The 15,525-nt window shown below is 35.0% G+C and carries 11 protein-coding genes; 6 read left to right on the forward strand and 5 right to left on the reverse strand.

Annotated elements, in window-relative coordinates:
- The first annotated feature begins 102 nt into the window (after positions 1-102).
- Positions 103-3,555 carry a pyruvate carboxylase gene (locus Q0829_RS13260; protein ID WP_298543620.1) on the forward strand — a complete coding sequence of 1,151 codons (3,453 nt, stop codon included), beginning with the start codon at positions 103-105 and terminating at the stop codon, positions 3,553-3,555.
- 64 nt (positions 3,556-3,619) lie between these two features.
- Here the strand turns inward: Q0829_RS13260 and Q0829_RS13265 are convergent, their stop codons facing one another.
- Positions 3,620-6,310 carry a T9SS type A sorting domain-containing protein gene (locus Q0829_RS13265; RefSeq protein ID WP_298543622.1) on the reverse strand — a complete coding sequence of 897 codons (2,691 nt, stop codon included), beginning with the start codon at positions 6,308-6,310 and terminating at the stop codon, positions 3,620-3,622.
- A 319-nt stretch (positions 6,311-6,629) separates the two neighbouring features.
- Here Q0829_RS13265 and Q0829_RS13270 point away from each other — a divergent pair, with 319 nt between their 5' ends.
- From Q0829_RS13270 to Q0829_RS13290, 5 genes are all read left to right on the forward strand, one after another.
- Positions 6,630-7,352 carry a hypothetical protein gene (locus Q0829_RS13270; protein WP_298543625.1) on the forward strand — a complete coding sequence of 241 codons (723 nt, stop codon included), beginning with the start codon at positions 6,630-6,632 and terminating at the stop codon, positions 7,350-7,352.
- 182 nt (positions 7,353-7,534) lie between these two features.
- Positions 7,535-7,798 (forward strand): hypothetical protein, encoded by a 264-nt coding sequence (locus tag Q0829_RS13275; RefSeq protein ID WP_298543628.1) that lies wholly within the window; start codon positions 7,535-7,537, stop codon positions 7,796-7,798.
- Between the two features lie 192 nt (positions 7,799-7,990).
- Positions 7,991-9,478 carry a lipase gene (locus tag Q0829_RS13280; protein ID WP_298543630.1) on the forward strand — a complete coding sequence of 496 codons (1,488 nt, stop codon included), beginning with the start codon at positions 7,991-7,993 and terminating at the stop codon, positions 9,476-9,478.
- The gene (locus Q0829_RS13285; protein WP_298543632.1) at positions 9,468-10,745 is read left to right on the forward strand and encodes a GDSL-type esterase/lipase family protein; all 1,278 of its coding nucleotides are present in this window, start codon (positions 9,468-9,470) and stop codon (positions 10,743-10,745) included. The genes Q0829_RS13280 and Q0829_RS13285 overlap by 11 nt, the downstream gene beginning before the upstream one ends.
- Entirely contained in the window at positions 10,738-12,396 is a 1,659-nt protein-coding gene (locus Q0829_RS13290) for an MBOAT family O-acyltransferase (RefSeq protein WP_298543635.1), read from the forward strand. The genes Q0829_RS13285 and Q0829_RS13290 overlap by 8 nt, the downstream gene beginning before the upstream one ends.
- Before the next feature lie 664 nt (positions 12,397-13,060).
- Here Q0829_RS13290 and Q0829_RS13295 read toward each other — a convergent pair.
- The 4 genes from Q0829_RS13295 to Q0829_RS13310 all read right to left on the reverse strand — a co-directional run bounded on the left by Q0829_RS13295 (position 13,061) and on the right by Q0829_RS13310 (position 15,411).
- Positions 13,061-13,513: a hypothetical protein gene (locus tag Q0829_RS13295; RefSeq protein ID WP_298543637.1), complete on the reverse strand. Its 453-nt coding sequence runs from the start codon at positions 13,511-13,513 to the stop codon at positions 13,061-13,063.
- Between the two features lie 187 nt (positions 13,514-13,700).
- A complete protein-coding gene (locus tag Q0829_RS13300; RefSeq protein ID WP_298543638.1) occupies positions 13,701-14,099 on the reverse strand; it encodes a (deoxy)nucleoside triphosphate pyrophosphohydrolase in 399 nt (132 codons plus the stop codon).
- A complete protein-coding gene (locus Q0829_RS13305) occupies positions 14,092-14,976 on the reverse strand; it encodes a YDG/SRA domain-containing protein (RefSeq protein ID WP_298543640.1) in 885 nt (294 codons plus the stop codon). The genes Q0829_RS13300 and Q0829_RS13305 overlap by 8 nt, the downstream gene beginning before the upstream one ends.
- 9 nt (positions 14,977-14,985) lie before the next feature.
- Positions 14,986-15,411, reverse strand: coding sequence for a hypothetical protein (locus Q0829_RS13310; RefSeq protein WP_298543642.1), 426 nt, complete (start codon positions 15,409-15,411; stop codon positions 14,986-14,988).
- Positions 15,412-15,525: the final 114 nt, after the last annotated feature.

Consider the following 15,525-nt stretch of genomic DNA (forward strand, 5'->3'; position numbering starts at 1 on the left):
TATTTAATTTATTCTGATTAAAATGTATTGGAAGTATTCGTTCTAATCAATATCTTCGCAGCGAATGTTCGCTAAATATTATTTAAACACAAAATTATTATCATGCAAATCAAAAAGGTTTTAGTTGCCAATCGAGGGGAAATAGCTATTCGAATTTTTAGAGCTTGTACGGAGATTGGTTTACAAACCGTAGGAGTTTACACCTATGAAGATAGATATTCTTTACATCGATATAAAGCTGATGAAGCGTACCAAATAGGAGCAGATAATGAACCATTAAAACCGTATTTAAATATTGAAGCAATCATTAAGGTTGCAAAAAAGAACAACGTAGATGCAATACATCCAGGATATGGATTCCTTTCAGAAAATGCTGATTTTGCACAAAGATGCCAGGAAAACGATATTATTTTTATAGGGCCTAAAGTATCAGTACTTCGTTCATTAGGTGATAAGATTATGGCAAAGGAAGTAGCAATTGCCAATGATATTCCAATTATCCAAAGTAATAAGGAGGATCTTACAGATGTTAAGATAGCAATCAAAGAAGCTAAGCGTATTGGATTTCCAGTAATGCTAAAAGCCGCTTCTGGAGGTGGAGGACGAGGAATGCGTGTAATTCGTAGTGTAGAAGAATTAGAAAAAGCATATCCTGAATCCCAAAGAGAAGCCCTTAATGCATTTGGAGATGATACTGTTTTTCTGGAGAAATTTGTAGAAAACCCAAAACATATAGAAATACAAATCGTTGCCGATCATCATGGTAATATGGTACATCTTTTTGAACGTGATTGTTCTGTACAGCGACGTTATCAAAAAGTGATTGAATATGCTCCTTCCTTTGGCGTAGAGCAGGATATTTTAGATAACCTGTATCAATATGCTTTAACAATATGTAAAGCAGTTGATTATAATAATATTGGTACCGTAGAATTTTTGGTAGATGATGATGGTAGTATTTATTTTATCGAAGTAAATCCTAGAGTACAGGTAGAGCATACGGTTACAGAGATTGTAACAGGAATTGATTTAATTAAAGCCCAGATATTTATCGCAGGAGGTTATCAATTATCTGATACCCAGATCAAGATAGAAAGTCAGGATAGCCTCAAGATAAATGGATATGCAGTACAATGTAGAATTACAACGGAAGATCCTGAAAATAATTTCAAACCTGATTATGGTACTATTACTACATATAGAAGTGCTTCAGGATTTGGTATTCGATTAGATGCAGGTAGTGTGTATCAAGGAGTGACGATTTCACCATTTTTTGATTCTATGCTTGTTAAGGTTTCTGCGAATAGTAGAACTTTAGATGGAGCCTGTAGAAAAATGCGTAGAGCTCTTTCAGAATTTAGGATTCGTGGTGTAAAAACAAATATGCCATTTTTAGACAATATTCTGAAACATGACACTTTTAGAAAAGGAGCGGTTACAGTTAATTTTATAAGAGATACAAAAACGTTATTCGCGATTAAAGAATCTCGAAATAGAGCTACCAAACTAGCTAATTTTTTAGGAGATGTTATTGTAAATGGTAATCCCGACGTAAAAACTATTGATCCGACAAAGACTTTTGTAGTTCCTAAAATTCCAGAATTCGATCAAGCGAATGGATATAAAAAAGGTACGAAAGACTTACTAACAGAATTAGGACCTGAGAAATTTGCGAACTGGTTAAAAAATGAAAATAAAGTTCATTTTACGGATACTACCATGCGAGATGCGCATCAGAGTTTATTGGCTACCAGAATGCGTACCTATGATATGCAAAAAGTTGCAGAAGGATTTGCTAAAAACCATCCAGAAATATTTAGTATGGAAGTTTGGGGTGGAGCAACGTTTGATGTTTGCCTTAGGTTTTTAAGAGAAAATCCTTGGGAACGCCTTAGAGCTTTGAGAAAAGCGATGCCTAATTTGTTATTACAGATGCTAATCCGTGGATCAAACGGAGTTGGATATACAGCTTATCCCGATAACTTGATCGGAAAGTTTGTGGAGCAATCTTGGGAAAATGGAGTGGATGTTTTTAGAATCTTTGATTCTTTAAATTGGATGAAATCAATCGCTCCTTGTATTGAACATGTGAGAACTCGTACACAAGGTTTGGCCGAAGGTTCTTTATGCTATACAGGAGATATTTTAGACCCGAAACGAACTAAATATACTTTAGAGTATTATGTGCAATTGGCAAAAGATATTGAGAATGCAGGAGCACATATCTTAGGAATTAAAGATATGGCCGGTTTGTTAAAACCATATGCAGCTTATGAGCTAGTTTCAGCATTAAAGTCTGAAATTAATATTCCTATTCATTTACATACTCATGATACTTCTTCTGTACAGTCGGCTACGTATCTAAAAGCTATTGAAGCGGGAGTAGATGTTGTAGATGTTGCTTTAGGAGGGCTTTCCGGATTGACAGCACAGCCGAATTTTAATGCGATTATGGAAATGCTGAAGTTTCATGAAAGAGAAAATCCAATGGATATGACAAAGCTGAATGAATATTCTAATTATTGGGAAGCAGTACGTGAATATTATTATGTTTTCGAATCTGGTCTAAAGGCAGGAACGGGAGAAGTATATCAGCACGAAATTCCGGGTGGGCAGTATTCTAATTTGAAACCGCAAGCACAAGGATTGGGATTAGCAGATCGTTTCCATGAGATTACTAAGATGTACGGTGAGGTGAATACATTATTTGGTGATATTGTAAAGGTAACACCAAGTTCTAAAGTAGTGGGGGATATGGCACAATATCTGGTCAGTAATAATCTTACTATAGAAGACGTAAAAGAGCAAGGAGAAACCATTTCTTTTCCGCAATCTGTAGTTAATCTGTTCAAAGGAGAATTAGGACAACCAGAAGGAGGGTTTCCAAAAGATCTTCAGAAATCAGTACTTAAGGATCAGAAACCATTCACTAATAGACCTAACGCACATCTAGAACCAGTAGATTTCGAAACAGAGTTCAAAGATTTCGTGAAAATCTTCAAGAAAGGAATGGGTAGAGAACTGGATATTACAGATTTTCTTTCATATAAGTTATACCCAAAGGTGTTCACCGGCGCATATAATCACCATCTTAAGTATGGTAATGTGATGAATATTCCTACTAAAAACTTCTTTTATGGAATGACACCTGGAGAGGAGATTATCATAGAATTAGATAAAGGTAAAATTTTATTGATTGAGTTAATCTCAATTGGAGAACCTCATGATGATGGTATGGTGACTGTATTTTTTAAAGTAAATGGTCAGACTCGAAATGTAGAAATTAAAGATAACTCCATTAAGGTTGACAAAGTAGTACATGCAAAAGTAGACAAAGCAGATACTAAGCAGATAGGAGCACCTTTACAAGGTTCCCTATCATCAGTATTGGTAAAGACGGGTCAAGAAGTCAAAAAGAACGATCCATTATTTATTATAGAAGCTATGAAAATGGAAACAACTATTACCGCTAATGAAGATGCAACGATTAAAAAAATAGTGCTTAAATCAGGTACTATGGTAGAAGCAGATGATTTGGTGATAACCTTGAAATAATATTTTTTACCTATAAAAACAAAAGCCTCTTAGTTTTCTAAGAGGCTTTGCTATTTTAAATAAACTATTCTTTGATAATTCGTTTTATAATATTTCCTTTTTCACCTTCGATATTAATAAAATATACTCCAGAACTTAATTCAGAAATATCAAAAGGATTATTAAGTGTTTCGAATACTTTCTTACCCACTATATTATAAACAGTTACCTTTTTTATCGGAATTGAAATGTTAATTAAACCTATAGTCGGAATAGGATATACACGTAACTGATCAATCGTAAGTTCTTCCTCTTCTGTACTAAGAGTTGCAACAACAAAACAAGCAGATCTTTGCGTGCACCCGTTTATTGTTATTTCTACCCCGTAATTACCATTTTCAGTAGCAGTAAAGGATTGGTTGTTTTCTCCAATAATAGGTGTATCTGTATCACAGTTAATCCATTGATAGAATCCTCCACTTGTATTAGCGGTAAAAGTAGGCGCAGAAGAATCGTCTACTGAAGCATTTGGTACATCAAATACTTCTATGGTATCAGATGCTGAATTGGAACATCCATTAGCATCCGTAAAGCTATATGTTATCGTATGAATACCTACACCAGCAGTTACAGGATTAAAAGAGAAAGTCATTCCATTGCTATTGTCAGTCACTCCAGTTCCAGAATATACACCACCAGTTGCAGTTCCACCAGTTAATCCAGTTTGTACACCTGCATCAACACACAGATCAGCAGGAGCTGTAAACGTTACTGTTGGTACATCAAATACTTCTATAGTATCAGATGCTGAATTGGAACATCCATTAGCATCCGTAAAGCTATATGTTATGGTATGAATACCTACACCAGCAGTTGCAGGATTAAAAGAGAATGTCATTCCATTGCTATTGTCAATCACTCCAGTTCCAGAATATACACCACCAGTTGCAGTTCCACCGCTTAATCCAGTTTGTATACCTGCATCAACACACAGATCAGCAGGAGCTGTAAACGTTACCGTTGGTACATCAAATACTTCTATAGTATCAGATGCTGAATTAGAACATCCATTAGTATCCGTAAAGCTGTATGTTATGGTATGAATACCTACACCCGCAGTTGCAGGATCAAAAGAGAAAGTCATTCCATTATTATTGTCAGTCACTCCAGTTCCAGAATATACACCACCAGTTGCAGTTCCGCCGCTTAATACAGTTTGTATACCTGCATCAATACACAGATCGGCAGGAGCTGTAAACGTTACTGTTGGTACATCAAATACTTCTATGGTATCAGATGCTGAATTGGAACATCCATTGGCATCCGTAAAGCTATATGTTATCGTATGAATACCCACACCCGCAGTTGCAGGATCAAAAGAGAAAGTCATTCCATTACTATTGTCAGTCACTCCAGTTCCAGAATATACACCACCAGTTGCAGTTCCACCGCTTAATCCAGTTTGTATACCTGCATCAATACACAGATCAGCAGGAGCTGTAAACGTTACTGTTGGTACATCAAATACTTCTATGGTATCAGATGCTGAATTAGAACACCCATTAGCATCCGTAAAGCTATATGTTATGGTGTGAACACCCACACCCGCAGTTGCAGGATCAAAAGAGAATGTCATTCCATTACTATTATCAGTGACTCCAGTTCCAGAATATACACCACCAGTTGCAGTTCCACCGCTTAATCCAGTTTGTATACCTGCATTAACACACAGATCGGCAGGAGCTGTAAACGTTACTGTTGGTACATCAAATACTTCTATGGTATCAGATGCATCAGAGTTACAAATACCAGCACTAGTGTAGGTAATCGTATGTGTTCCTATACCAGCTACTGTTGGGTCAAAAGAATAGGTTGTTCCATCTCCATTATCCGTTACACCTGGACCTGCATAAACACCTCCGGTTGGACTTCCTCCGCCTAAACCAGATTGTAATCCTATGTTAATACACAGATCTGCTGGAGCAGCATATGTAACCATATCATTTGCAGTAACATTTACGTTAACCATTCCGCATAAACCAGGTATTACACATAAACCACCTTCACCTCTTACAAAATAAGTGGTGTTTGGTGTTGAGGGTGTTACTACGAAAGATGTCGAGGTAGTAGTTCCTATTTCGCTACCACCGCAACCCCCTGTATATATATGCCATGCTGTGGCATCGTTTAGATTTCCAGAAATAGTTAGTGTAGCATTATTACCATCACAAATTGTTGATGGAGCAAAAGTTACGATTGGAACCTCTGGATCTGTGCAAGGAATTTCATTAAGATCTAAAGAGAACAATAAATCAGTTCCGGGTTGAGCCGTTCCCCCCGAATAACGTTGACCATTTAAATAATCAGGATCAGACTCATTATCGAACGGGATAAGTGCAGTGCTAGATATATCAAATGTATATGACTGTCCGGCTATTAGGGTTATGTTTAATGAAGAAAAATCAAATACGGAATAGTCGTTTGCAAAATCTGTTGAAGGAAAGGTAGTTTGATTTAGTAATGTTCCTAAAACAGATCCGCCATAACCTTCACCACTGCGTATAGTAACTGTTGCATTTACGGTATTGTTTAGTGCTGGAACGCCAATAGTGTTTAAAATTCCATTACAGGAAGGTGTGAAACTTTGGCCAGTTGAACCATCAGTTGCACCATTAGTTACACCAATAAGAGTTTGATCCGTATTTTGCGTGGAACACTGACTATTAGCGTAATGTACAGTAATAAATATTGCAATTACAAGTATAATTCTTTTCACTTTACAAGTATTTTAAATACACCTTTTGGAGTTGTTAACACTCTGTTTAAAAGTTATTAACAATGTAGATAGGGGGCTTATTTAAATAAGGATGTCTACTATTATGACTCTAAGGTTATTAAATGTTTACGGCGTAAAGATAGATAATTATTTTTTGTTAATAACTTTAACAGTTGAATAGACTCGTTTTGGTAGTTAATTTTGCCAATAATTATATCCTGATCAGTTTAAATAAGCGATTCCATTTTTTATATATTTTAATATCAAGGCTTTTGGATAATACCAGCATGAAATAACGGAGTTTTATTATTTTTGCGGAATGCCATATTTTTTGATTATCGCTTTACAAGCGTTTTGTATTTATCACGCTATCAAGAACAGAAATGAGTACTATTGGTACTTTTTGATTTTATTTTTGCCAGTTATCGGTAGTATCATCTATTTGGTAACTCAGGTTTTTAATAAAAAAGATTTGGATGTAGTTCAGAATGAGATCGTGAGTGTGATTAATCCTACTAAGAAAGTAAATGATCTTAGAAAGCAAGTTGAATTTGCAGATACATTCCAGAATCGAATATATCTTGGCGATGCTTTTTATGAGATGGGTGATTATAATTCAGGTATTGGAGAGTATGAAATTGCTTTAAAAGGTAATTATAATCAGGACGCAGGTGTTGTTAAAAAATTACTTGAAGGATATCACCAAACAAATCAATTCGACAAAGTTATTTTTTGTGCAGAGCAAATAAATTCCAGATCTGATTTTAGAGGTTCCAGAAGTCAGTTTCTTTACGGTTTAGCTTTAGAGGAAAAAGGAAGGTCTAAAGAAGCAGAAGAAAACCTAAAACCAATCGATCAGCGATATTCTAATTATAAAGAACGTTATACTTTAGCTCAATTCCTTGATAAGAAAGGAAAAACTGCAGAAGCTAAAAATATTTTAGAAGAGATCATATTAGAATCCCAGCATATGTCTAAACCCAATCGGAATAAGTATCGGGGAGTAGTTAACGATGTAAAGAAATTAGCATCTTCCTTATAATAATAAAATGTTATGCTTCCGATGGAAGGTTGATTTTTCCCCAAATTGTACTATCTTTAAGAATGAGGAATTTCATTTTGACTAATCGTTAGATTGTCTATTAAAACTATTCCTTATAGAGGCAAAACCTTGATTGCCTTTATAATGGTTCAAGGAATACTAATATTAACTCATTTTTTATTATGTTTAAAAATCTCTTAAAACTAAACGGGGCTCAAGCAATTACTAAAAAAGAACAACAAACAATTAACGGTGGCTCGTCACGAGGTAATTGTTACCCATTCTTTCATTTAGGACCTTGTAGATTAAACTGCAATTGTCCGGGAACTACTGCCAGACAACCATCAGGAGCAAGTCAGTATTGTCTTCTAAATTATCCGGCAATTATTTATAATGCCAGACAGTGTGGAGGTGGTTCTGGAGGTGGAGGCGGAATATTTGCCTAAATAAAACACTAAAATTTAATAATATGCTGTAATGGAAACATTGCAGCTTTTTTATATAAACTGAAACGTAGTGTATCTTTTCTCTACTATAGGCTAATAATTTCTTTGCATTTCGCAAAAACTTTCTATTTTTACAAAAATCAATAGTCCCCGATAGTCTTGAAAATCAAACCTATTCAAATATCCCTGTTTTTGATACTCGTATTGGGAGGATTATTTGGGTTAATGTTTTTAAGCGAAAAAGGAGGAATCCAAAAAGAACAAATACAAGAAGATGGTTTCTCTTACGAAGGAGTTTCTCTTAAATACCCTACCTATAAAACGTTTTTGGCCTTAGAAAAGGACTCATCTCTTATCAAGAAACAAGATATCCTTAAAGTTACTGAAACAGTTGTGCCCGTAGCGGATGAATCGGATATAGAACCAGAAACCCTAACGGCTGATGCAGTAGCTAAAAAAGATAGCCTTCAGAGACCTGATTTTTCCAAAATAGATACCACAAGAATAGAAAGAATTAGATACCCTGCCGATAATCCCAATTTTGCTGATGAATTAAAAGCTAAATTATCTTCTAGATCTTGTAGAATTATTCATTATGGTGATTCTCAGATTGAAGGAGATAGAATTACAGGGTACGTTAGAAATAGATTACAAGGAATGTACGGAGGTAGTGGTCCTGGATTTATTCCTGTGAAACCAGTATATAAGCAAATTGCAGCAATAGTAAAACCTAGTGAGAACTGGTTCAGATACGCCAGATTTGATCCTACACAAGAAAAATTTAAGCATAGAAAGTACGGAGCATATATGTCTGTATCTAGATTTACAGAACATAAAAAGACGCTTCCGGATAGTATTACATTAGATTCTTTACCATTAGTGAAGGCTTCTGTAACTATTGGTAAATCTAAAAAAGCATATGCCAAATTCAGGAGATTTACGAATATAGGACTGCATTATGGTAATTGTAATTTTCCGATAAAAATTTCGGTGTATAATGACGGAAAGTTAATTCAACAAGATAGTTTGATTTCGGATGGGAAATATCATAAATACAGAATAAAAACGAATACCACTCCAAGTAATCTAAAAATTGAATTAGAGGGAAAAGTAAGTGCTGATTTTTATGGAGTAACCTTAGATGGAGGATCAAGAGTACAGATGGATAATGTGGCGATGCGTGGTTCTTCAGGAACGATTTTTTCTAGTACAAATGCTACTATATATGGGCAGATGACAAGGAATTTAAAACCCAAGATCATCATTATGCAGTATGGAGGTAATACAATGCCCTATCTTAAGGATTCTACAAAAGTGGATAATTATGCTAAATCTATTACCAATCAAATAAACTGGTTGAGACGAAGAACTAAAAATGTAAGCTTTATATTTATCGGGCCTACAGATATGTGTCTTCCTGTAAATGGTAAGATGGAAACATATCCTTTACTACCTTATCTTAATGCTAAACTAATGGAAACTTGTTCTCAGAATAATGTAGCGTATTGGAGCATGTATGACGCGATGGGAGGAAAAGGATCTATGCCTTTTTGGGTAGAGGAAAAACTGACAGCAAACGATTATATGCATTTTACCTGGAAAGGAACCAAAATTATTTCAGAATTATTTTTTACAGCCCTATACCTTGACCTAAAAGAAGAACCAAATGATGAGACATAACATATTATTTTTTTGTTTACTCGCAGTGAGTTCTTCCATAATGGCTCAGGATTATGTTTTGGATACGATTCAAAACAAATATCCTTTTGTAAATTGGAAAGCTAATCAAATCAAGTTTGCAGAAGATGCGCCTTCATTTGCTAAGTTATTTCGCAAGTTAGATACTATCGCTAATGGAAGTGAAGAAGATGTTCATGTTTTTCATATCGGCGGATCTCATATTCAGGCGGATATTTATTCCAATAGGTTGAGAACATATTTACAGCATATGAGTCCGACCGCAAAAGGACAACGAGGATTTATTTATCCATATAAAATAGCAGGAACCAATAATCCTAGTAATTATAATGTAGAGTTCGATGGGGATTGGACCGGATATCGATGTTCCATAAAAAAAGATAGTGTAGCTTGGGGAATGGCAGGAGTAAGTGCTGTTTTTAAAGATTCTATTGCTAATATTAAGATCAAAGCAAATCATAGAGGCTATGATGCGCAACAATATGATTTTAATAGGATTAGAGTATTTTATGATAATTGGAGTGATGATTATGAAATTAATTTTAAAGAATCAGGATTAATTGCGGATACCAAAGTAAATAAAGAAGCTCATTTTATTGAATTTGTACTCACCCAAACATTAGAAGAATTAGAGTTTTGTGTACAAAGAATAGGAAATCCCGAAAACCCAGAGTTTTTAATGATGGGAATGGAATTAATGAATGACAATAAAGGAGTAGAGTATACGACGATAGGAGTAAATGGAGCTAGTTTTAACTATTATAATAGATGTAAGTATTTTAATAAACAATTGATGCTCTATAAACCGGATCTGTTTATAGTTTCTGTTGGAACTAATGATGGATATCATCCTGATTTTAAGCCAGAGGAATATAGGAAGTATTATGAAACTCTTATTTTAACTGCTCAAAAAGCTAACCCTGATTGTGCAGTGTTACTTACAGTACCTAATGATTCTTATTATAAGCGAAAATTCCCAAATCCTAGAACAAGAGTGATGCAGAAGATTATCTATGATTTGGCAAAAAAGCATAAGATGGCAGTTTGGGATTTTTATGAAATAATGGGAGGTTTTAATTCTTCCAAAGATTGGTATCAGAATAAATTGATGCCTAGAGATAGAATACATTTTACACAATTGGGATATAGAATTAAAGCAGATTTACTATTACAGGCATTGACTAGTTCGTGGGAAAAAGAATTACAGTTAGAGCCAAATTCTGTTTTGAATCAAATTATTAATGAATAGATTAAAAGATATTTTTTCTTTTTCAGAGGATTTTCCTTTGATATTTACGCAAGCAGATTTCTGGATATTTTTCGCAGCAATCTACTTTTTGTATGCGATAATATATCGTAAAAAAAGTCTCCGTAGCGCATACCTTTTTGCCATTAGTTTACTGTTTTATTATAAGACAAGTGGTTTTTTTATTGGGATTTTGCTTTTTAGTACGGTAAATGACTTCTTTTTAGGTAAAGCTATTTATCACAGTAAATCCATATTGGTAAAGAAAGCATTGGTTGCGATCAGTGTCATTATTAACCTCGGAACACTTTGTTATTTTAAATACGCCTATTTCTTTACAGAATCCTATAACAATCTTTTTAATACGGATTATGAGGTAATCAATTATCTGGCTCAGTTTGCTAATACTTGGGCAAGTGCAGATTACTTTACCGTTGATACCATTATATTACCTGTCGGGATTTCTTTTTATACTTTCCAGACGATCAGTTATAGTGTGGATATTTATAGAAAACAAATCAAACCATTGAATTCCATTATTGATTTTGGTTTTTTCGTCAGTTTCTTTCCTCAGTTAGTGGCTGGTCCTATTGTTAGAGCTGCGGATTTTGTACCACAGATCAGAAAAGAAATTAATATAACCAAAGAAGATTTTGGTAATGCAACTTTTATGATTCTTAAAGGGCTTATTAAAAAGATGCTTTTTGCAGATTTCATTGCCATGAATTTTATGGATCGTGTATTCGATGTTCCGGAAATGTTTTCTGGATTTACCAATATTATGGCAATGTTCGGATATTCATTGCAGATTTATGGTGATTTCTCAGGATACACAGATATAGCGATTGGATTGGCATTGCTCATGGGATATAAATTACCGGTTAACTTTAATTCACCCTATAAGGCGATACATTGTGGAGATTTCTGGAAACGATGGCACATATCACTATCCAGTTGGTTAAAAGACTATTTATATATCCCAATAGGAGGAAACCGTAACGGAAGTATCTTTTCATACGTATTCATTATTGTTTTTACTTTTTTAGGAGCATTTGCCTATGCAGACTTTGGTATTGCCATTATTTCTACAGCCGGAATAGGGCTGTTGCTTATAGTAACGTTATTTTCTGCTAAACTGGCTTGGCATTTTAATAGAAATGTGAATATTATGATCACGATGTTGGTAGGGGGCTTGTGGCACGGAGCATCTTGGAAATTTGTGATCTGGGGCGGACTTAATGGTCTAGGAGTTGTTGCTTATAAATATTGGCGCCAAATAAGCCCTTATGAAAACTCCAATGCATGGTTGGCGACTATCTGGAAGATTACCTTTACTTTTATTTTCATCACCTTTACCCGAATTTACTTTAGAGGGAATAGTATGGATCATATCGATCGTTTCTATCAATCCATAATGACCAATATGGATTGGGCGAATGCATTGGTCGTACTTTGGGAATATAGAGTAGTTTTTATTGTAATGCTGATCGGATATATTACACATTGGTTACCTTACAAAACCAAAGATTGGTTGCTAGATCAGTTTATTAAAAGTAATGTGGTGATTAAAGGATTAATAGCGACGATTGTGGCTATAATCTGTTATCAAACCTATGCTGCCGATTTCCAACCGTTTATTTATTTTCAGTTTTAGGAAACGTATTGTTATTAGGTTTCTTGGTCTTCGACAAGCTCAGACTGACAGTTTCGAGACCTGTCCGCCTCAGGAGGAGCCTCAGTCCTCAACTTTTTTTAACTCCTTTACTTCTTCACTCCTGCCTCCTCATTCCTCACAAACTCACCACTCATTAACTCCTTAATACTCACTACTCATAAATAACATCCCCCTAACCCCCTTCGAAGGGGGAATTTTGAGCTTCGTGTTGAACCTCAATCTTCTTATCTCATTACCTTCTTTACTCCTTGATTTTTGGATGATTCGATAATTAGATTACTGGATTATTTGCTTATCCGTCACATCTAGTGTCCGCCTCTGGCGGATGTATCGAGATGTCACTTGAGTACAAGAGTTGATAATTAGTTGATGGTTTGCCAAAATAAGGTCGTGTCTTTTTTACTCAAATTCGAGTCATGAATACTCAACGTTGAGTGTTTTTTACTCAATTTTGAATGTTTTTTACTCAAATTCGAGTCATTTATATTCAAATTTGAATGTTTTATACTCAAGTTTGAGTCTTTTATACTCAACGACGAGTGTTTTTTACTCAACTTTAAGTATCGGATATTCATAAAAAAACCAGAAAGATTCAAGGACGAATCTTTCTGGTAATGTTACCGGATTTTCTTGATCGAAAAAATTATTTTTTAGAAAACCGCTTTTTTAAATCCTCATAAATCGGTTTGGCGCTAGGCACTCCTTTTTTGTTGGCTTCATTTACCTGTCCGTAGTACAATAATGCAGCTTGTAGGGCTTCACTGCCGGCTAATAGTCGCGTGTCATCTACATCAGAAAACAATTGTTCCAGCACATTGGCAATAGGTGTTAATTGGGATACTACGGTTTCATCTTTTAAGAACTCGTCTTTATCCATATAGCCTGGCATAAACTCCGGATTGGTTTCTGTATATCCTTTTACCTTTTGTACCGTAGGTAAGGATTTATCACCCATTTTAAAAAGCCCTGATCGTTCGCTTGCTGTTAATGCCTGTAAAAAAGGGGCTAAAGCGGTTTTACATTCTTGTAGTTTAGTGGCTACTTCATCAATAGTTTCTTGTGGAATGACTACACTAATTTGGTTCTCTTGTGCCATACGTTCAATTTTTTTATAATTAGTATTCTTATTATACCCGCTTTAGTAGCGAGTCACTATACCATTGTGTATGGAACCATAGAATTGTTACCAGTGTTTTTGGAGTTTTTTTGGAAAGTTGGATGTTTTGATGGTAGATGGTTTGATTTTGACTGAACGTTTTGGCTAAACTGCGTTTTAATGCAGTTTAGGTTTTGTTGTGCGCTTTTTTGTTTTTAATACTTTGTGCCAATGGAATATCAGCTGGTGCTAATTTCCATTTTAATATTTCATCTGGTGTTACCCAATCATATTGATCATGGTCTGTTAGACATAAATTCCAATTTCTGAGATTACAAGTGTATGCGATTAAATCAATAGAGAAATTTTCGTAATCATATTGGGATGAACCAAAATATTCAACGACATCAACCTCCATTTGTAATTCTTCCAAGAGTTCTCTCTTCAGGGAATCTTCATTACTCTCTCCAGTTTCTATTTTTCCTCCTGGAAACTCCCAATAACCGCCAAGAGATTTACTAGGCTTTCGTCTACATATAAAAACCTTATCGTCTTGGTAGATAATGCCGCAAACAACCCTAATCATATCCATGACTTTTACGATGATAGTTCAAATTATCTTTGTCAATCTGGTGTTTTTCATTAACGTGTAATACTCCTTTTTCGACTCCTCCTATTAAACTTAAATCATCCGAGATTGAAAAAGTTCCTTTGTCAAACATAACATGATGATTGGGGCATAGGCATAAAAGGTTTTTTAAACTATCATCTCCATTGTGTTGTTTGCCCAAAGGTTTTATGTGTGCTCCTTCAGCGTAAAAGCCGCTCTTGGTTTTAATTTTGATTCCACAAACTTGGCATCCAAAGTTATATAATTCCTTTACCGTAAGAGCTATTTGAGTATCTCTAACGATTCTCATAACAGTACCTTTTCTTCGTTTTTTATCACGAACACTATGGTCTAATTCTATTTCCTCTGGCGTTGGTCGACTTGTGTTTTTTCCAGTGTATACAAGTTTAAACTTGCACATCTTGAATTGCTTATCACCAAAACTCTCAATTTCATCCCAGTAACTGTCGATATAATACAAACCGGCATATATATATCCTGATTTAGGTGATAATGGTGATTTATGTTTATGACCTATTATGACACGCACAGGTAGTCCACGATCACAACTAATAATTAAACCGTAGTTATCATTGTGTGACCATTTTTGGTCCTCAATTTGTTTTCCATTTTTATCCCTTCCGCCAGCTCCGGTATAAATGATTACATCATCATTATCCTTGTCTTTATACCCGCCTGATAAAACAACTGCTGCAGCTCCTTTTTTCTTGTCACTATCAATTCCACGACCCCATACACGGTGAAAACTTGTAGGCATCATTTCTTTCCTACCATCAAATAAATGGCCCTCTTCAATTCCTTGTATTTCTCCAAATATTATAGGTCTTGCCATAGTTTCATTTTAATTGTTCACAACTTGATATAAAAGTATAAATCGATGGTTTTCTTCGTCCAAGCTGGCAGAATCATTTTGCTCAGTTAATCGGAGCCAAACACTATAAGATGGACCGACCAAGTAATCACCTTCTTGTGCAATAGTTGGACTGGAAATAATATTGCGCTCAAGTTTTTCAGCTGCTTTTTCAATAATTCTCTCAGGTATTCCTTTTTTAGCAAATTCTGCGCATGAATTAGTCGTCATCATTTCACCTTTCGCAGTCTGATCATCAATAATGTTTAAACGATAAGAAAACCATCTCATCGGGTCTTGTGGGATTGAAAATACTTTAAATGTAACTTCATGTGGATTTAATACATCTCCATATTCTATCACATATTGAAAACGACATTCGTTCCCTTCTATATCAATTGTGTTTAATTCTTCCATTTTTTAATTGCGTACAACGTTATAAGTATGTGTCGTAGCAGAGCAAAATGTTACCAAGCCATCGACACTTCGGCGTTGATTTTATATCTTTTTTATTCTAAAATCTTTACGCCA

Source organism: uncultured Aquimarina sp. (genome assembly GCF_947492405.1).
Taxonomy (GTDB): Bacteria; Bacteroidota; Bacteroidia; order Flavobacteriales; family Flavobacteriaceae; genus Aquimarina.

Coding starts and splice junctions, on each gene's coding strand:
- Q0829_RS13260 (WP_298543620.1), top strand. CDS start 103: ATGCAAATCAAAAAGGTTTTAGTTGCCAATCGAGGGGAAATAGCTATT.
- Q0829_RS13270 (WP_298543625.1), top strand. CDS start 6,630: ATGCCATATTTTTTGATTATCGCTTTACAAGCGTTTTGTATTTATCAC.
- Q0829_RS13275 (WP_298543628.1), top strand. CDS start 7,535: ATGTTTAAAAATCTCTTAAAACTAAACGGGGCTCAAGCAATTACTAAA.
- Q0829_RS13285 (WP_298543632.1), top strand. CDS start 9,468: ATGAGACATAACATATTATTTTTTTGTTTACTCGCAGTGAGTTCTTCC.
- Q0829_RS13290 (WP_298543635.1), top strand. CDS start 10,738: ATGAATAGATTAAAAGATATTTTTTCTTTTTCAGAGGATTTTCCTTTG.
- Q0829_RS13295 (WP_298543637.1), bottom strand. CDS start 13,513: ATGGCACAAGAGAACCAAATTAGTGTAGTCATTCCACAAGAAACTATT.
- Q0829_RS13300 (WP_298543638.1), bottom strand. CDS start 14,099: ATGATTAGGGTTGTTTGCGGCATTATCTACCAAGACGATAAGGTTTTT.
- Q0829_RS13305 (WP_298543640.1), bottom strand. CDS start 14,976: ATGGCAAGACCTATAATATTTGGAGAAATACAAGGAATTGAAGAGGGC.
- Q0829_RS13310 (WP_298543642.1), bottom strand. CDS start 15,411: ATGGAAGAATTAAACACAATTGATATAGAAGGGAACGAATGTCGTTTT.